Here is a 16,879-nt window from a genome sequence, read left to right on the forward strand (position 1 = left end):
GTAGAAGGACTAAATTAAACCTAACTTGAGATTACCAGGTTTCGACTTCCGCGTAGTCGAAACTCAACCCTCCTTTTCTTAAAGGTCGAGCATTGAGCGCAGTCGAAATGCGTCTTCTAAATAATTGTATCCACTTACTTAGCAGCGAGAATTGATGCACGATACAAATTGAGTATGCGCTTAAAAGGAATTTATCGAATTGGCTGAGATAATATTTTAGGTAATTTTTATAAACTATTTATAAACTAAATTCGGGCTGTTTTATGTTCTCAACCTTAGGAAAAAAGGGCATTCTATCTTTAGAAAGGAACATTAACACCAAACAGTCAGTAAACGGATGATTCAACAAAAATCGCCTATATTCCCTTTTGTACTAAGGCAAATCGGAGGCACAGTTGTTTTGGCGATCGCTTACTATGAAATGGCTGAAATTTCACGTCATCTTGCTTCCACGCCTCAGGATGTAACTCCAGTTTGGCCGCCGGATGGAATTGCTGCTGGGGCTGTTCTGTTGTTTGGTAACCCAATGGGGTACGGTGTTTTTCTAGGTTCATTTTTTGCCAACTTCTGGGCGTTTCGAGATCCAACAAGTTTCTTATCTCTGGTGATTTCGACTTTACCAGTTGTGGGAATTGCCATCGGAACAACCCTGGGAACTATGTTGGGTGCCTTCCTGCTACGAAAAACTACCAACCTTCGCTATCCCCTAGAACGCGTCCCAGACGTATTCAAATTTTTGATCTTAACCGGCATGGTGGGGCCAAATATTAACGCAACTGTTGGAGTAGCTTGCTTAGCATTGAGTGGTAAAGTTCCCTGGACAGCCTATGGGACAGTTTGGTTAACCTGGTGGATTTCTAACGTTTCAGGAATTTTTATCTTCACCCCAATTATGCTGAGTTGGGAGCAATTCATTCAAAAAAAACGACATTTACCTTGGCAATGGTTATCTCTAAATTCAACCTCAGAGGATTCTGAAAATCTCCTTGCTATTCGTTACTTTAAAACAAACTCACGCAGTTTAAGATTTTGGTTAATCGTAGTAGAGCCACTTATTTTAATCGGGTTAGTGTTTTTCATCGGCAAAGTTGCTTTTAGTGAAGGATATCACTTAGAGTACATGTTGATTCCAACGCTCATCTGGTCTGCTTTTCGACTAGGGCAACCCGGTGCAACGCTGTTAACTTTTATTGTCGCTGCGATCGCTGTAATCGCAACCGTCAATGGTAAGGGTGGTTTTGCAAGTCAAGATCTCAACCAATCTTTGATCCAACTGCAATCATTTATTGGTGTAATTACGCTTACCATGCTTGTGTTGACAGCAACGATCGCAGAACGAACACAAGCCCAAATAAAACTGCATTTAGCTTTTGCTGAATTAGCTAGAACCAATGAAACTCTGGAAGTTCGAGTTCAGCAGAGAACTGAAGAATTGAATGAAAAAAATACTGCTCTCAAGCAAACTCTACAAACACTAAAACAGACTCAATTACAGATGTTTCAAAGTGAAAAAATGTCTGCATTAGGACAGATGGTGGCGGGAGTTGCTCATGAAATCAATAACCCAGTTAATTTCATTCATGGCAACTTAATTTATCTTTCTGAGTATATCGAAAATCTGCTCAGAGCATTAGAAATTTACCAACAGCACTATCCCAACCCACCTCAAACACTGTACACAGAATTAGATAAGCTTGAACTGGACTTTTTACAATCAGATTTAATTAACATTCTTCAGTCGATGAAAATCGGTACTGAGCGCATCCGCACCATTGTGTTATCGTTGCGGAACTTCTCGCGCTTGGATGAAGAAGGATTGAAAGCGGTAGATATTCATCAGGGTATTGATAGTACCTTGGTGATTTTGCAACATCGTTTGCAAGCAACAGTTGACCGTCCACAGATTCAGGTTATTAAAGAGTATGGTAATTTACCGCTGGTTGAATGCGACCCTGGCTCACTTAATCAAGTTTTTATGAATCTTTTGAGCAATGCTATTGATGCATTAGAAGAATCTAATCAGAGGCGTTCGTTCCAAGACATTTCAGCTAACCTCAACACCATCTTGATTCAGACTCGTCAAATTGATGCAAACCAAGTGATGATTATGATTTCTGACAATGGAGTAGGCATTCCACCAGAGATTTGCTCTAAACTATTCGATCCTTTCTTCACTACCAAGCCCGTTGGCAAAGGCACTGGCTTGGGTTTGTTTATCAGCTATCAAATTGTAACTGAGAAGCACGGTGGTAATCTTTCGTGTGAGTCTACAGTGGGACAAGGCACAAAGTTTGCGATCGAGATTCCTATAAAAGCTAAAAGAATCGCTTGAGTAATTATACAGCGTCACCTTCGCTGACAGCTTGTAATTGTAAAGGCTGGGACTTCATCTCGTCATTGCCGTACAATCGCCATCGTTTGTTGGGTAAGAAAAACATAGTCGCAGATTTTAATTTCTTAATTATGCTTCTTGAGGTAAAAAGTATTCGTTCCCAAATGTCTGTCCTAAATCTTCGATACACAACAACATTACGTGCTTGATTAATCTTACGCGTACTATCAATTAGGTTAATTAAAGCATCAAAGGTAGCCCTCACAATTGATTTTATTGTTACCTCTTTTGGTGCAGCCAAATCTTGAGCATTTTGAATTAAACTAACGAGATGTTCGCGCATTTGACGATCTGGAGTTACACCTACTTTATAATTAATGACGATGGACGCCGCTTGTGGGTTAGCACGGACATTTATAACTCTCTTGTCAGATTCCATCACCGATTTAATTTTATTAATATACTCAGCATCTCTGGCTAGTAGAGGAATACGAAAACGTATGCGTCCAGGAATTGCATGAACAATGCTATATGATATTTTTGCAGATGGTACTGCTTCTTTTGCTACACTTTTAGCTACCTTTTTTGAAGGTAAATGCGGATTCAATTTAGCACTTTTGTCAGAATTAGGCCGTTTTCTAGAAGTCATAGTAACGTTTTGTAATTCAAAAAAACAGAATTGAAGCTTATAAAGTTATCTATTGATGTTCTAAGTAAGTCAATTTAATTAAATATCAAAAAATACTAAGTGCTTTGTAAGCAAGCGCCATACAATCTATATATATATAGCAATCGTATTTGATTTGCTCTCCATCAAGAGGCTCAGATCCCCGACTTGTTCAATAAGTTGGGGATCTTTTTGTTCGTAACTCAATTAGGATTGCTGTAGCTTTGAGATTTCCAAGTGTGTTGTAGAGCGACGAATTATTTGACCTCTGGCTCCATATAGATAAGTTCCCAAATGTGGCCATCTAAGTCAGCAAATCCATGTCCATACATAAAACCATGATCTTGTGGTTGATTGTAGGTTCTTCCACCAGCGGCGACAGCAAGGCGAATCATTTCATCGACTTGTTCTCGGCTATCACAAGATAAACACACAAGCACTTCTGTGCTTTTTGTAGCATCACAAATTTCTTTGGGAGTAAATGTCTTAAACTTCTCATTCGTTAAGAGCATGACGAAAATGTTTTCGGACACAATCATACATGTGGCAGTTTCGTCAGTGAATTGAGAATTAAACTTATAGCCGAGTTGAGTAAAAAACTCGATTGATTGGTTGAGGTTTTTGACTGGCAGATTGACGAAAATTTGAGTAGTCATGATTTTTCTTGTAAATTATTGTACAGTCATGCGTCAGCGAAAAAGCACTGAAATTTAAATCTATGGAAGATGCCCAAAAGCACCTTCCGGCAAATCAAGCAGCCTTCTGGCAGTTGACCATCCACGGAATGCCAAATCGATCGACCAACATACCAAAGCGAACAGACCAAAAAGTTTGAGCGATCGCCATCTTTACTTTTCCTTTTTCTGCTAGGGCATGAAAGATACGTTCTGCTTGTACTGGCTCGTCAATGCTCAACTGCACGTAGAAGCCTTGGGGTGTTTCAAAGCATCCCGGCGGACTGTCAGACCCCATCAATAATCGATCGCCCAAATCGAGGCAGACGTGCATGATTTTGTCATGCCATTGAGGGGGTACGTGTTCTGCTGTCGGGGCATCCCCATGAGTTAGCATCATGACAATTTTGCCGCCTAGACATTGTTCGTAGAACTCGAATGCTTCTTTACAGTTGCCATTGAAGTTGAGATAAGAATTAATTTTCATTGGGATTTCCTTGGGTAGGTTAAGTAGGGCTATAGGTCTAGCGTCAGAACAGCTTGAGATGTGTAAGGATCGAAAGGAACCGAACAATGCTCATGCACGATCGACCATCTACCGTGTTGCCGCTGGTAGCCAGCAGTGAACCGCAGCCAAGTCTGCATCGCCGGATGATCCTCTGGCATATCTGTGAAGCGTAACAGCCAGTGGGCAAAAGCCAAGTCGCCGCTCGCGAAGATTTTGAGATCCCGCGTCTGCGTCCCAAAAGAGTCTGGCAAGTAAGGCAAACACTCCTCCCAAATGCGGCGGAAAGCATCTGCACTCTTCATTTGGAATGGCGGTTTACAATCAAAGTAAACGACATCTGTGGTGTAATCAGCCATGATTCGGTCTACGTCTTTGGCACAAATGGCACTTTGTTGATTGTCGATTAGTTGTCGAATCTGAGCTTCGTCGCGTGTATTGCTGGTTTCGTTTGTCATCTTGGTAGCCATATTTTTGTCCTTTTGAAAATTCATCAGTTGGTGTCTTTTGCGTCGCGATCGCTTGTACCCCCGCCAGATCCTAATGCTCTGGCAAACCTGCGATTTCAATTACAGGGCGAATCTCGACAGTACCGACTTGTGCTGCTGGAATTTGGGCAGCGATCGCGATCGCTGCATCGAGATCCTGGGCATCGATGAGGAAGAATCCACCCAATTGTTCGCGCGTTTCTGCAAACGGTCCGTCGGTCACAAGCGGTTTGCCATCGCGCACTCGGATGCTGGTTGCAGTCGCAACAGGGTGAAGCGGGGCGGTAGCTAAATACTGTCCTTTTGAGTTGAGTTGCTGCGCCAGTTGTGCGGATTTTACATAACAATCCTCACGCTCGTTTTCGCTAAGGACATTTTCTTCGAGGTAAATCAGCAGTACGTATTTCATTGGATTGCCTCCGTTGTCTCCCTTTGTAATTAAGTCGAACGGCAATTGCTCAAATCGACACCTCTAAGAGAAAATTTTTTATCATTTAGGTATCGATCAAGGAAGGCAGGGGGCAGGAGGAAAAGTGCGCGTACTCTAAAACTGCTGCGATCGCTAGCTTTTCTTGCGGTTTAAGACAAGAACACCAAATTAAAAATTTGGTGGCTCTCCCAACAGGAGGGGCCTGAATCCCCAACTCAGGTAAAACCCCCTGCCTCCCCTGCCTCCCCTGCCCCCTGCCTCCTGAAGTTAGCTATGACCTCAAACGCACAATCAGATGTAGCCCAAGCGATCGCCTCGATTTATCGTGCCGAGTGGGGTCGGATTGTTGCCACGCTCATCCGACTGGTTGGGGATTTCGATGTGGCTGAAGAGGCGGCACAGGAAGCTTTTGGCGTCGCCTTGAATCAGTGGCAGTCTCAGGGCATTCCCGATCTGCCCCGTGCCTGGATTATCAAAACAGCTCGATACAAAGCGATCGATCGCCTCCGCCGCCGGACGCGGCTGACAGAAAAACTCTCATGGTACGCTGCATCCGGATTAATCCCAACAAGCGAGGAGCCAACCTACGACACCGATGAAATTCCAGACGATCGGCTACGACTGATCTTCACTTGCTGCCACCCAGCACTAGCAAGGGAGGCTCAGGTTGCTCTGACGCTGCGGATGCTAGGCGGACTTGAGACGGATGAGATCGCGCGGGCATTTCTCGTACCTACGGCAACAATGGCACAAAGACTTGTGCGTGCCAAACGCAAAATCCGCGATGCGGGTATTCCCTATAAAGTGCCAGACACAACCGAACTCTCGGCGCGGATGGAGGCAGTGCTGACGGTAATCTATCTCATTTTTAACGAAGGCTACGCAGCAACAAGGGGCGAGGCAATGGTGAGAGCCGATCTCTGTACAGAAGCTATCCGGCTGGGTCGCCTTGTGAGAACATTGATGACACCACAGCCACCAACCCAAGTGACTGGGCTGCTTGCACTCATGTTGCTGCATGACTCGCGGCGCGATGCTCGTCTTGATGAGGCTGGCGAGATTGTTCTGCTCGAAGATCAAGATCGTCGTCGCTGGAACTCACAGCAGATCGCTGAGGCACTCCCAATGGTCGAGGAGGCGCTTCAAGGCGAGATTGAGCCTTTTGCACTGCAAGCAGCGATCGCGGCATTACATTGTCAGGCAAAACGTCCACAAGAAACGGATTGGTTGCAGATTGTCCGCCTCTACGATTTGCTCGAACATTTGCAGCCTTCGCCGATAGTGTCATTGAATCGAGCGGTTGCCATCTCAATGGTAGACAGTCCTCAGACAGCACTCGAACTCATCGATGGCCTTGCCCAAGAGCTTGATGGCTACCATCTATTTCACGCTGCTCGTGCCGACCTACTGCGCCGTATGGGAGCCTTTCAAGAAGCCGCAACCAGCTACACACAAGCCATCTCGCTAGTCACTAATGATAGCGAACGCCGCTTTCTAGAGCGCCGACTGCACTCAGTTCAAATCTAATTTCCAGCATAGAAATTGCGATATACAGCAATACGGTTCAGAAAATTTATCTGTTAAGGCAGGCAGGGGGAGCAGGGGAGGCAGGGGAGGCAGGGGGAGAGAAAAAAGCTTAACTGAGCGGTATTGTGATATGCAGCAGTTTGCAAATAAATGAGGTACGCAACTGGAAAATTAAATATAGAAATTCTTCTTTTCCCTCCAGCAACAACTCAATTAATTGAACTGCTAAGTAGAAGGACTAAATTAAACCTAACTCGATCTCGCTGGGTTTCGACTGCGCTCAACCCTCAAGGAATAGGCTTACTGAGCATTGAGCGTACCCTACCCTGCGGGAACGCCAAGGGCGAACGGGATCGATCTTGCTTGGCGTAGCGTCTCCCCTTGGGAGAAGTCGAAATGCATCTTCTAAATAATTGTGTCCACCTACTTATTCGTTTGATCCTTCTAAAAAATCTTGTAGTGTTCGCAAAGTTCGTTCTCTCGAATCAATGAATACTACTTTAATCCGAGCTTCAATCGCAACTAATGGATTTCCTTGTTTGATAATCTCAATTGATTGCCAAAAATTTGCTTGGTAGTGAGACGGTTCCTTGGCTTCCTCTAACTTAGTGTTGATTACTACATTTTCTTGGATAATTTCCTTACGGTAATTAACTTCAATACGAGCAACAACTGGAAAAATGCTCTTTTTGCCCTGTAAGTTGTGGTATTTGAGCCAATCCCAACGTCCTGTTTCTAAATACTCCAAAACAGTAGCATTGTTAACATGACCTAGACTATCTAGATCGTTTGGACGTACCTGTAGTTTTAAAGAAACAAGTTCAAAATTCATTAATGCTTATATTTTCGCTGCTAGAGTTGATATTCAGGGATTGAGTGAGGAGTATCCCTTAGATTTTTTCACAACTTCCAGCAAGAAATAATGTACTCGGATACATTATCGTTTCTTGGCTAAGGGACTTCCAGGTAAATAACTATTCCATCGCTAGAATACCGATTTATTAATAAAACACAAGACTGATAAAACGAGATTTAACGTCTTCTGCAACCCAACGAAATTTCATTTTATCGTTATGATTTCGGTTACCGATCGCTGTTGTACGGTAAGCTGGGGAGGCTGGGGGAGAAAGAGCTAATTTATTGTCTTGGCGCTCCAAATGGAATAATTTAGTTTTTGCAAGTCCCTTAAGATCTGTTGATAGGAATACCCAATTAGCGTTCTTGTTCGGTCGGGCGGATCAAGATTTCGTTGACGTTAACGTGTTGAGGCTGTGTGACGGCATAGACGATCGCATTGGCAATATCTTCACTCTCCAGATTTTTGACCGAACCGTAGAAGTTTTTCGCCTGCTCTAGTGCTTTAGAATCCGTAATGTGCTGCGGTAACTCTGTTGCGACTAACCCTGGTTCAATAATCGTGACGCGGATGTTGTTTTGATAGACTTCTTTGCGAAGTGCTTCACTAAATGCGCCAACCGCCCATTTACTAGCGTTGTAGACAGCACTACCGGCATTAGCAATTCGACCTGCAACCGATGAAATGTTGACGATATGCCCAATGCCTTGTGCTTTCATCAAGGGTAAAACTTTGTGAGTGGCATACATCAATCCCAATACGTTGATATTGAACGTGCGCCGCCAGTCTTCTGTATCTGCACCGTCAATGGAGCCTAACAGCATCACCCCTGCATTATTGATGAGAATATCGACTCTGCCAAACTTTGAATGAGTTTTGCTTACCAATGCTTCTACCTGCGCCTCATCTGAAACATCAGTGGTAATGGATAATACTTTTCCACCAGCGCTAGTAATACGAGCTTCTAGGGTTTGCAGGCGATCGCTCCGACGGGCAGCGATCGCTACTGTAGCACCCTCGGCTGCCAGCGCCAGTGCTGTAGCCTCGCCAATACCAGATGATGCCCCTGTTACAATTGCCACTTTATCAGTTAACTTACCAGCCATTGTTAGCTTCTCCGTTGTCGTTTGTTTTTTCGTTTTTACGTAAAAGTCAATTTCCGGTTTGAGAGGTGAAAACTATACCAAGCGGAATACTCGACGCTTCCTGAATTTTGATTAGGGAAATTTTAAAATTTTGGCTGTAGTCGCAATTCCTTGGCGCAAAACTAGCCAGTAAATCTTATATTTGAGCTATACATTTTTAATGTAATATTCAACAAATTTCTTCTATCTATAGAAATAAATTTATTACTAAAAAAATCTCTAAATCTGGAGATTAAATTCTCTAGATTGATTTGGCTGAGCTATTTTTCTAATATAAACTTTTTAGTAAATAATTCTTAGCATTGATGTGGTACTTGCTAAAATAAGAGAAATTTTAGACCAAGATTGAAGAAACATTAATTTGGAGTGTCTCATCACAATGAAAACTAAGTTAAAAATATCGCTACTTGTATGGAACTTATCTACTAATGATGGCTTTATTCGGGCGTATTTGTTACAATCTGCATTACAGAAATTAGGTTATGAAGTAGAAATATTAGGATTTTTATTTAATAAAGATTTATATGCTGCGATTCCATCTGATACAAAAGTTTTTGCTATAGAAGGTGCAAAATTCCCAAAATTTTTTCAAACAGTCAACAAATTTTTAAAACATATCGATGGAGATATAATTTATGCTATCAAACCACAGATAGCGAGTTTTGGAATAGCACTGTTAAAGAGCTTATACAGCAGAAAACCAGTGATTTTAGATATAGATGATTGGGAACTTAGCTGGCATGGTGGTGATAATTGGCGTTATTCTCCGACAGTGAAACAATTAGCTAGGGATTTATTAAAATCAGACGGCGCACTTAGGAGTCCACATCATCCTTTGTATGTTAAATGGATGGAAGGTTTGATAAATCATGCGGATGCTGTGACGGTGCATACTAAATTTTTGCAGCAGCGTTTTGGTGGTGTATTGGTTCCTAATGGTAAGGATACCTCCTTATTCGATCCGGCTCGATATAATCCTGATTCCAGTAGAAGTCGCTATGGTTTATCTGAATACCGAATTTTAATGTTTCCTGGCGCACCTAGACCTTATAAAGGTTTAGAAGATGTTCTCATAGCGTTAGATAAAATTAATCAGCCAGACTTAAAATTAGTAATTATTGGTGGCAGCCCTTATGATGATTACGATCGCCAACTTCAACAACGTTGGGGGCGCTGGATTATAAAACTACCAAAATATCCAGCTGATGCCATGCCCGATCTTGTTGCTGCTGCTCACATTGTTGTCGTTCCCCAGCGAGATACTCCAGAAACTCGCGCTCAATTTCCTTTGAAGTTGACTGATGGAATGGCAATGGCTAAACCTGTATTATCGACACGTGTTGGAGATATTCCCGAAATTTTAGGCGATACTGGTTATTTAGTTGAGCCTTCTTGTCCCGAACAAATTGTCAAACAAATTCGATTAATATTTGAGAATTTAAAGTCAGCAAACCAGCGAGGTATTGAAGCCAGACAAAGATGTGTAGAACAATATAGTATAGAGGTTATGGCTTCTAGACTCGCGCCGCTAATTAGTAGTCTTTAGGCATTTGCGTTAAACCCCGATCGCATAAGGAAGTTTCGCACTCCTTTTTGTCATAACTTTTATCAACAACGCTTTTGGGCAAGCCGATCGATCGCGTTTATACTTCTCCTTCTTTAGATAGTAATTTGCAACCAATGTAATTCATAATTATTAATCCATAATTCATAATTAAAAAGAATTGTACGCGGTGTTTCTAAAAGCAGTCATCTTTTAGTTAGAATTTAAATCCACGATTTATGAATTATTCGGTCGCGATGCGATCGAACGATGAAATGAACAATTGTTTATTTTACTTTTATTAGTAACGTTAAAGTCTTAGCCAACGCTATGAAAACAATAACTTCACTTTTTAGCGAAGAACGCAACCAACTTCAGATAGATATTGATAACACAACCAACATTGAGGAGATAGTTAACCTGGTTCAGAACCGACTCGATCGCCTCGAAAGAATTTACATTGAAAAGCTAAATCTGGCTCAAGTTCGTCTGGCTTCGTTTTTTCTAGATACGCTGCGACAATCCATTGCCACCCTTGCTGCGGTTAACTATCATCAAGTTGTTCCAGCAGAAAAAAGCCAAATTACTAACCCAGGTACAAAGTTTTTTTCCAGCAGAGTAATCCTGAAACTGCTAAAGGGACTCATTTATATAGGCATCTTAGGTTCGTTGTTCTCTTTAACTAAAAATACCCCAGGTGCATGGATGGCTATCTTGTTAACCTCTATACTTTTGGGACTAGAGGTTGTGCTTCAACTTGACTCGAACAACCAGCAAAATTCTATGTCTTTAGAACTATTAGAATTACCTCAACCTCTTGTTAGGTTTGATAGCAAAGTATTTTTAGATTGCCTTGGCGATGCTCTCAACACGATCGACCTAGCAGTGGCTAGAGTAGAAGAATCGAATAAATATGAAGGCGACCTCGTAATAGAAGAACTACCAGAGCTATTGAATTTTCTGCAAAGGCTAGTGGGCGCATCAAAACTTGATAAACCCCAAATGGCTTATGAATTGGCAAAACTTCTGCCACAGATTTTAATGTCTCAGGGAATTAACGCTAAAATTTACCGGCCAAATGACCCTGATAGCGATCGCGAGTATTTTGACTTTGAGCCGAGTATCGACCCCGATACCAAAGATCGCGTAACTCTAACTCCCGCTCTGTTAAAAGGCGATCGCCTCCTGAGGCGCGGCCGCGTAATTGAGCCAGCGTATTCCTCTTCTAGAGAAGAATAGACAATAAGGATATGGAAATTTTAGAAACCATCGGTTTTGATTTGGGACATGGTGAGACGGCTGTAGCTAAAGCTATAGTCGAAAGCATCGAACCCCCCCAGATGCTAGAGATTAATAACAAGAAGAACCAAGTTACAGCTCTTGGTTGGCATCCTAAACTTGGTTATCTCGTTGGCGAACAAGCATTAATTCAAGCTGGCGTTACCCAACTGACAATTTCTTTCAAGCAAAAACCCAACAACGATCCCAAGTATCGGGAAACAATTAGCACTTTTGTAGCAACCTACTACCGCCTTTTGAAAGAAAGCAAACAACTTGAAGGCGGTAAAAGTAGCTATTTTTACATCGGCTGCCCTTCAGGATGGTCAGTTAGCGATCGCTCCGAATACCAAAATCTACTTCAAGAAGCTGGCATTCCCCAAATAAATGTTGTACCAGAATCGCGGGCCGCTTTCATGCAAGCCAAGGAAGCCGGGAAGTTGGAGTATGACAAACTTGTTGCATCGGTGCTAATTGTCGATATTGGTTCTTCAACCACAGATTTCACTTTAGTTAACAGCTTAGAAGAGATCCCCATAGATTTCGGGAGTAATACTTTGGGTGCATCTTTAATTGACAAAGCTATTTTTTCTCGGACTCTTGCCAACCACGAACAAAAAGCATTACTCGAAAAAGTATTTAAGGAATATCCGCATCATCAAGCTCGTTGCGAACTTGCTTGCCGCAAAGCTAAAGAAGATTACTTTTCTAACGAACAGCTATACAGCGATCCTGAATCCTTTGCGCGTGGGTTCGAGTCTATCAACGAACAGATTTATTTTATTCCCCAAGTAAATAAATTGATGATAGAGGAAATCTTAAATCAACCCTTACCTGAATTGGGGTTTCATAGCTGGATTCAAACGTTTAGCGACTCTTTAAATGAAGCAAAAGAAAAGTTAAAAAAACTTGGAATTGTGCCGAAGCTTGTGCTGATGACTGGCGGCGCATCTCGCATGAAATTTACGCACCTTCTTTGCCAGAAAATGTTTCCCGAACCAGAAACGCTGCTCCGTCCCGATCCAGAGCCGGAACGTTGCATTGCACTGGGTTTAGCACGAGTAGGAAGATGGGATCTGCGTGCTGCTGCTTTTAAAGAAGAAGTCAACAAACTATTTACCTCTAACAAAATTAAAAGTTTGATTGAGAGGCATATCCCGGAGTTAATTGAATCACTAACTAAGCCTTTGACAGATGGCTTGATTGTCAACGCAGTTAAACCAGGTTTAAAAGATTGGCAAAAAAACAAAATCCGAACTTTAGCAGATTTGGAAACATCTTTGATCGGTCGTGCAGAACAGTGGCTCAAAAGCGATCTCGCTGTGCGGATAATTAATAATCAATGTGTTTCTTGGTTTAGCAATAAAATTCAACCAAATTTAGCTGCACAAACCGATCCAATATGTCGAAAGTTTCAGATACCTCGAAGCAGCTTAAGGTTTCAGGATAGCATTGACCCAAATTTTGTTAACCCAGAGCTACGAGTTGGAGATGCTATCCTTGCTGAAACAGTAGGGTTTATCGTCAATGTAGTAATTGGCGGAGGTACTGTAGCTAGCATAATCACTTTAATCCTAACTGGACACTTAACCTGGCCTATTGCATTAGTTTATGGGGCTTCGGTTATGGCAGCAGGAATGGAGCTAAATCGTAAAAGCGTTCAAGAAGTAATCAAGACAAATGTGGATGTACCTAGTTGGGTTCGTTCTAGTTTTTTAAGTGACAAAAAAATCGAGGATATGTGCGAGCAAATAAAGCCTGAGTTAGAGAAAGTTATTCAAGAACAACTGAAAGCAGATCGAGAGGCTTTTGACAAACTGATTGTCAAAGTTGAGCAAGAGCTTCAAAAAAGCCTTTCCAACAAAGTTCAATCTTGCATCATTTTGATTCAATAGTGGTAATTTATGCTAACAAATATAGTTTTTATAAATTCTGCTGTTAGAGGTTATTTGAAAAGTATTTGGTTGTAATTTTAGGCACTTTATCGATCCCCCCTACCCCCCCTAAAAAGGCTACGGTGTACACACAAGTCTCTTGAATTGCACCTTTGTTGCATCGGCTTGCACCTTTGTTGCATCGGCTTGTACCTTTGTTGCATCGACTTGCACCTTTGTTGCATCGACTTGCACCTTTGTTGCATCGGCTTGTACCTTTGTTGCATCGCCTTGCACCTTTGTTGCATCGCCTTGTACCTTTGATGCATCCAAGAGCAAAAATTAAACTTCTGTGTCTTACACAACAACTTTAAAAGACTTGTGTATACGCGGTAGCTTAAAAAGGGGGGAATCAGAATCAAAGTCCCTCTTTTTAAGAGGAGTCACTGCGATCTTGGGGGTTTCCCCTATGAGCTAAAGGTTTCGTTCAGCGAGGAACTATTAGGAGATTTATGTCACTACCAATTATTTTGCAACCCGGCGAAGGTGAATCAGTAAAAATTCGTACAAGTACCTGTACTTTTAAAGCAACTGGCGAACATACGCAGGGACATTTTGGATTGTTTGAATTTGTAATGGAGCCAGGTACTCAAGGAGCTAGCCCTCACATCCATAAGGAATTAACCGAAATGTTTTATGTGGTAGAAGGTGAAGTTGAACTTGTTCTCGATGGACGCCGAGTGAACGCTACACCAAAAACATTCATACTAGTTCCACAAAACACTCCGCATGGCTTTTCTAATCCTGGAACAACTCCCTCAACGCTCTTAATTCTATTTTGCCCTGCCGATTCGCGGGAACAATATTTTCAGGGATTGGCCGAATTGACAAAAGATGGGCGAGAGCCTAGTCAACAAGAGCTACTTGAATTGATGCAAAAATTCGATCAATATCCAGTACCAAAAGTTTAAACAACTACAACAACTAATCATTTTGTGAGTGTGTCATTGAGCGCAATTGTTCGTTTACCAGCAATATACGGTGCTGGAGATCGCCAGATGTAGGTTGGGTTGAGGAACGTAGCAAGATCTTGCAGGGTAACCCAACGTTCTTGGCGATTTGTTGGGTTTCGCAAGCCTCAACCCAACCTACTTTTGTGCTGCCTCCTAACTCCTACCTTTGTTGGTAAATTGCGATCGCGAGTCAGGATTAACGCTGATAACAAACATTTATCATAAATATCAGCTACTCTCATGTTAATATTATTAATGCTTTTGAATACCTTGTTAAAATTAGGCTAAACAGCAATCTAATTCAGATTGCAAGGAAAGTAACTCCTAATGCTCAAGCAAGGTATATCACTGGCAGAAGCCGCAAAACGTCTAGGCGTAAGTCAGAGCGATTTGTATGTGGCTGTGCAGAAAGGACAAATTTCTACTTTTAGAAGAGACAGAAGAACTGTTGTTCTTCCAGGAGCTTTAAAAGATTACCAAATTAGGCGAAGTTTAATTTCTGAGTACAAGCTTTAAGTGTCCAAGTTTGGCTAACGCTCGCTTCCAATATTTGTTAACTGTATTTAAGTACCAGCAATTCTAAAGCCTATTGGTCATTTTCCTAGCATACCTGAAGCGATGGGTTCTCAACTCCCGCGAAGTTTTTGATGAAGTGAGCGATTATCGCACTATATTGCAGTGGGTACAACGCCGCTATGAGATAATGCTCTTTTAAAGAAAACTTATGACTGCCGTTTATATTCAAGACGAAACCGAGTTAGATAGGCTACTTGAAACCGAGCCTTTATTGGTAGTAGATTGCACAGCTGCTTGGTGCGGCCCATGCAAACTCATTGCCCCCTTGATAGATCGACTAGCAGTAGAGTATAGCACTCGCGTCAAAGTCTTTAAGCTAGACCTTGATGCCAACCAACCTGTCGCTAAACGATTTGGCATTCGTAGTATTCCTGCTGTCATGTTCTTTCAGCAAGGCAAGTTGGCAGAAACAATGGTCGGTGTTAAATCTTACGAAGAATTTAGCAACGCCTTCGATAAGTATTTGGCTTGATTATATTTTAGTGTTTGTGCGATCGAAAACTTATACCGTTTCTTTGCGAAGCTGCGCCAAACTCTCTCAAACTCTTACCTTGGCGCTCTTTGCGTCCTTTGCGGTAGCCTGCGACAAGCCGCTTTGCGTCAACGTTTAAAAAATTGACTTTGGCAAAGAGTTTTAGCCTTAACTAAACTGTATTGCTTTAAAACTTGAGTATTTCCCAGTCATAGTTGTCGGGAAAAGGTTGTATTTCCCAGACTATGCCTTCTCCTGCTTCTAAGGCAACTTCTACGTAGAGTTGTTCTACAGCCGTTGTAGCTACATCTTCGTTATTGGGAAAAGGCTGTAAATCTTCGGTGAGTAATCGCAGTTTAAAACCGCCAGGAATAGCTGCACCGACGGCGGCGTTACGTAATTCAAAACGCCAAATAGTTGTATCTTGATTCTTTTGTGGTGTGATTATCATCTCATAGATTTGACCTGCGATCGCCAACCGACGAGAGAGAATAGTACTTGGTTGCGTGTCTTCCGCACCCCGCGCCTCAGCAGCACTCAGTTGTAAATCAAAGCTTCTCCAACCGACAGCCTCAGCAACTTGAGAAACACCACTTTGCAACCATTGGATAACTGACCATTGTTCTGGTAATCCTAAGCGTCGTTGATATAAATTTTGTCGCCAACCGCCATGTTGAATTAATCCAGCCCACAGTTGAAAAGGGATTTCTTGTCGTGGTGTAAGTATTTCCGGGTTTCCCAGACGGGCTATTAAATTTTGTGCTTGTTGTGGCGATAAGTTGGGAATTTCTTCAATAGGGCTACGGGTGGGTTCTTCCGGACACAATTGACGCGCCAGAGCTAAAACGCTGATGTCGTTGATTATATCAGTAGCATCTAGGGAATAAGTGCGATCGCTGGCATCATAAATACCTTGAGTTTTCAGTTTTTCATGGTTGCAATAACCCCAAATCCTAACGTAGCCTTCATCTGGTTCGACTTGTACAGCTAAATAATGATCGCCTACCCAGCTAGGAATATCCACCCATTCTTGAGGTACTCGGAATTCACTCAAATCAATTGCTTCGCTAGGTATCAAGACTAATCTTGTTGCCTCAAGGGTGAGTGCAATTCCATTAACAAGTTCCCAAAAACTGGGTAAAGCAGTAGTGGCAGGCCAAACCTTTGTTTGTGGCGTCCAGTCTTCTTGCAACCATAGCAAGATAGCACCCAAGCAAAGTTGATTAATGTAAGCTTGATAGCGAGAATTAGGATTAGAAAAAGCTTGATTTTCTAAATCCGCTTGGTTTTGCAGAATTATAGGGATTTCTAAAACCAGATCTGTTGAACTAGCGAAAGTAAATACAGTGGCGTCAATAGTCATAGCGGTTACTCTTGGGGATTGGGCATTGGAAATTTGCAAGTTTGAGATTCTGAGGTAGATGGATAGAGAACTTAAAGAGATGAACGAAGCTTTGAAGTGGACGAACAAACTCCTACTTGTCCCTACCTCTCTTTAC

At 42.2% G+C, this 16,879-nt stretch carries 17 protein-coding genes; 8 read left to right on the forward strand and 9 right to left on the reverse strand.

All coding sequences use genetic code 11. From position 1 onward, the window contains the following. The first annotated feature begins 337 nt into the window (after positions 1–337). Positions 338–2,332: an MASE1 domain-containing protein gene (locus NSTC745_RS24970; protein WP_445633368.1), complete on the forward strand. Its 1,995-nt coding sequence runs from the start codon at positions 338–340 to the stop codon at positions 2,330–2,332. Between the two features lie 4 nt (positions 2,333–2,336). Here NSTC745_RS24970 and NSTC745_RS24975 read toward each other — a convergent pair whose 3' ends face one another. The 5 genes from NSTC745_RS24975 to NSTC745_RS24995 form a co-directional block, all read right to left on the reverse strand. Further along, entirely contained in the window at positions 2,337–2,981 is a 645-nt protein-coding gene (locus tag NSTC745_RS24975) for an HMA2 domain-containing protein (protein WP_445633369.1), read from the reverse strand. A 275-nt stretch (positions 2,982–3,256) separates the two neighbouring features. Beyond that, positions 3,257–3,655 (reverse strand): VOC family protein, encoded by a 399-nt coding sequence (locus NSTC745_RS24980; protein ID WP_445633370.1) that lies wholly within the window; start codon positions 3,653–3,655, stop codon positions 3,257–3,259. 94 nt (positions 3,656–3,749) lie between these two features. Next, the gene (locus NSTC745_RS24985) at positions 3,750–4,160 is read right to left on the reverse strand and encodes a VOC family protein (RefSeq protein WP_445633371.1); all 411 of its coding nucleotides are present in this window, start codon (positions 4,158–4,160) and stop codon (positions 3,750–3,752) included. A 29-nt stretch (positions 4,161–4,189) separates the two neighbouring features. Next, positions 4,190–4,648: a YybH family protein gene (locus NSTC745_RS24990; protein ID WP_445633372.1), complete on the reverse strand. Its 459-nt coding sequence runs from the start codon at positions 4,646–4,648 to the stop codon at positions 4,190–4,192. A gap of 70 nt (positions 4,649–4,718) precedes the next feature. Beyond that, entirely contained in the window at positions 4,719–5,075 is a 357-nt protein-coding gene (locus NSTC745_RS24995; RefSeq protein WP_445633373.1) for a YciI family protein, read from the reverse strand. A gap of 294 nt (positions 5,076–5,369) precedes the next feature. Here NSTC745_RS24995 and NSTC745_RS25000 point away from each other — a divergent pair, with 294 nt between their 5' ends. Next, positions 5,370–6,623 (forward strand): RNA polymerase sigma factor, encoded by a 1,254-nt coding sequence (locus NSTC745_RS25000; RefSeq protein ID WP_445633374.1) that lies wholly within the window; start codon positions 5,370–5,372, stop codon positions 6,621–6,623. 427 nt (positions 6,624–7,050) lie between these two features. On the opposite strand, the gene NSTC745_RS25005 is transcribed toward NSTC745_RS25000, so the two are convergent. Together NSTC745_RS25005 and NSTC745_RS25010 are read right to left on the reverse strand one after the other, a co-directional pair. Next, the gene (locus tag NSTC745_RS25005; protein WP_445633375.1) at positions 7,051–7,455 is read right to left on the reverse strand and encodes an acyl-CoA thioesterase; all 405 of its coding nucleotides are present in this window, start codon (positions 7,453–7,455) and stop codon (positions 7,051–7,053) included. A gap of 380 nt (positions 7,456–7,835) precedes the next feature. Further along, positions 7,836–8,585 (reverse strand): SDR family NAD(P)-dependent oxidoreductase, encoded by a 750-nt coding sequence (locus NSTC745_RS25010; RefSeq protein ID WP_445633376.1) that lies wholly within the window; start codon positions 8,583–8,585, stop codon positions 7,836–7,838. Positions 8,586–9,003: 418 nt separating this feature from the next. Here NSTC745_RS25010 and NSTC745_RS25015 point away from each other — a divergent pair, with 418 nt between their 5' ends. The 3 genes from NSTC745_RS25015 (at position 9,004) to NSTC745_RS25025 (ending at position 13,340) form a co-directional block, all read left to right on the forward strand. Continuing rightward, positions 9,004–10,170: a glycosyltransferase family 4 protein gene (locus NSTC745_RS25015; protein ID WP_445633377.1), complete on the forward strand. Its 1,167-nt coding sequence runs from the start codon at positions 9,004–9,006 to the stop codon at positions 10,168–10,170. 327 nt (positions 10,171–10,497) lie between these two features. After that, on the forward strand, positions 10,498–11,406 hold the full coding sequence (locus tag NSTC745_RS25020; RefSeq protein ID WP_445633378.1) for a hypothetical protein: 909 nt from the start codon (positions 10,498–10,500) through the stop codon (positions 11,404–11,406). A gap of 11 nt (positions 11,407–11,417) precedes the next feature. Then, complete coding sequence (locus NSTC745_RS25025) at positions 11,418–13,340, forward strand: Hsp70 family protein (RefSeq protein ID WP_445633379.1); 1,923 nt, start codon at positions 11,418–11,420, stop codon at positions 13,338–13,340. Between the two features lie 117 nt (positions 13,341–13,457). Here the strand turns inward: NSTC745_RS25025 and NSTC745_RS25030 are convergent, their stop codons facing one another. Next, complete coding sequence (locus NSTC745_RS25030) at positions 13,458–13,658, reverse strand: hypothetical protein (RefSeq protein WP_445633380.1); 201 nt, start codon at positions 13,656–13,658, stop codon at positions 13,458–13,460. A gap of 173 nt (positions 13,659–13,831) precedes the next feature. On the opposite strand from NSTC745_RS25030, the gene NSTC745_RS25035 reads away from it, so the two are divergent. The 3 genes from NSTC745_RS25035 to NSTC745_RS25045 all read left to right on the forward strand — a co-directional run bounded on the left by NSTC745_RS25035 (position 13,832) and on the right by NSTC745_RS25045 (position 15,380). Beyond that, complete coding sequence (locus tag NSTC745_RS25035) at positions 13,832–14,290, forward strand: cupin domain-containing protein (protein ID WP_445633381.1); 459 nt, start codon at positions 13,832–13,834, stop codon at positions 14,288–14,290. Positions 14,291–14,659: 369 nt separating this feature from the next. Next, positions 14,660–14,848: a helix-turn-helix domain-containing protein gene (locus NSTC745_RS25040; protein WP_445633382.1), complete on the forward strand. Its 189-nt coding sequence runs from the start codon at positions 14,660–14,662 to the stop codon at positions 14,846–14,848. Positions 14,849–15,056: 208 nt separating this feature from the next. Then, positions 15,057–15,380 carry a thioredoxin family protein gene (locus NSTC745_RS25045; protein ID WP_096540441.1) on the forward strand — a complete coding sequence of 108 codons (324 nt, stop codon included), beginning with the start codon at positions 15,057–15,059 and terminating at the stop codon, positions 15,378–15,380. Between the two features lie 187 nt (positions 15,381–15,567). Here the strand turns inward: NSTC745_RS25045 and NSTC745_RS25050 are convergent, their stop codons facing one another. Continuing rightward, the gene (locus NSTC745_RS25050; protein ID WP_445633383.1) at positions 15,568–16,743 is read right to left on the reverse strand and encodes a DUF1822 family protein; all 1,176 of its coding nucleotides are present in this window, start codon (positions 16,741–16,743) and stop codon (positions 15,568–15,570) included. Positions 16,744–16,879: the final 136 nt, after the last annotated feature.

The organism is Nostoc sp. DSM 114161, assembly GCF_052692665.1.

Excerpts from the sequence above, each read along its gene's own strand:
- NSTC745_RS24970 (WP_445633368.1), top strand. The coding sequence starts at position 338 with ATGATTCAACAAAAATCGCCTATATTCCCTTTTGTACTAAGGCAAATC.
- NSTC745_RS24975 (WP_445633369.1), bottom strand. The coding sequence starts at position 2,981 with ATGACTTCTAGAAAACGGCCTAATTCTGACAAAAGTGCTAAATTGAAT.
- NSTC745_RS24980 (WP_445633370.1), bottom strand. The coding sequence starts at position 3,655 with ATGACTACTCAAATTTTCGTCAATCTGCCAGTCAAAAACCTCAACCAA.
- NSTC745_RS24985 (WP_445633371.1), bottom strand. The coding sequence starts at position 4,160 with ATGAAAATTAATTCTTATCTCAACTTCAATGGCAACTGTAAAGAAGCA.
- NSTC745_RS24990 (WP_445633372.1), bottom strand. The coding sequence starts at position 4,648 with ATGGCTACCAAGATGACAAACGAAACCAGCAATACACGCGACGAAGCT.
- NSTC745_RS24995 (WP_445633373.1), bottom strand. The coding sequence starts at position 5,075 with ATGAAATACGTACTGCTGATTTACCTCGAAGAAAATGTCCTTAGCGAA.
- NSTC745_RS25000 (WP_445633374.1), top strand. The coding sequence starts at position 5,370 with ATGACCTCAAACGCACAATCAGATGTAGCCCAAGCGATCGCCTCGATT.
- NSTC745_RS25005 (WP_445633375.1), bottom strand. The coding sequence starts at position 7,455 with ATGAATTTTGAACTTGTTTCTTTAAAACTACAGGTACGTCCAAACGAT.
- NSTC745_RS25010 (WP_445633376.1), bottom strand. The coding sequence starts at position 8,585 with ATGGCTGGTAAGTTAACTGATAAAGTGGCAATTGTAACAGGGGCATCA.
- NSTC745_RS25015 (WP_445633377.1), top strand. The coding sequence starts at position 9,004 with ATGAAAACTAAGTTAAAAATATCGCTACTTGTATGGAACTTATCTACT.
- NSTC745_RS25020 (WP_445633378.1), top strand. The coding sequence starts at position 10,498 with ATGAAAACAATAACTTCACTTTTTAGCGAAGAACGCAACCAACTTCAG.
- NSTC745_RS25025 (WP_445633379.1), top strand. The coding sequence starts at position 11,418 with ATGGAAATTTTAGAAACCATCGGTTTTGATTTGGGACATGGTGAGACG.
- NSTC745_RS25035 (WP_445633381.1), top strand. The coding sequence starts at position 13,832 with ATGTCACTACCAATTATTTTGCAACCCGGCGAAGGTGAATCAGTAAAA.
- NSTC745_RS25040 (WP_445633382.1), top strand. The coding sequence starts at position 14,660 with ATGCTCAAGCAAGGTATATCACTGGCAGAAGCCGCAAAACGTCTAGGC.
- NSTC745_RS25045 (WP_096540441.1), top strand. The coding sequence starts at position 15,057 with ATGACTGCCGTTTATATTCAAGACGAAACCGAGTTAGATAGGCTACTT.
- NSTC745_RS25050 (WP_445633383.1), bottom strand. The coding sequence starts at position 16,743 with ATGACTATTGACGCCACTGTATTTACTTTCGCTAGTTCAACAGATCTG.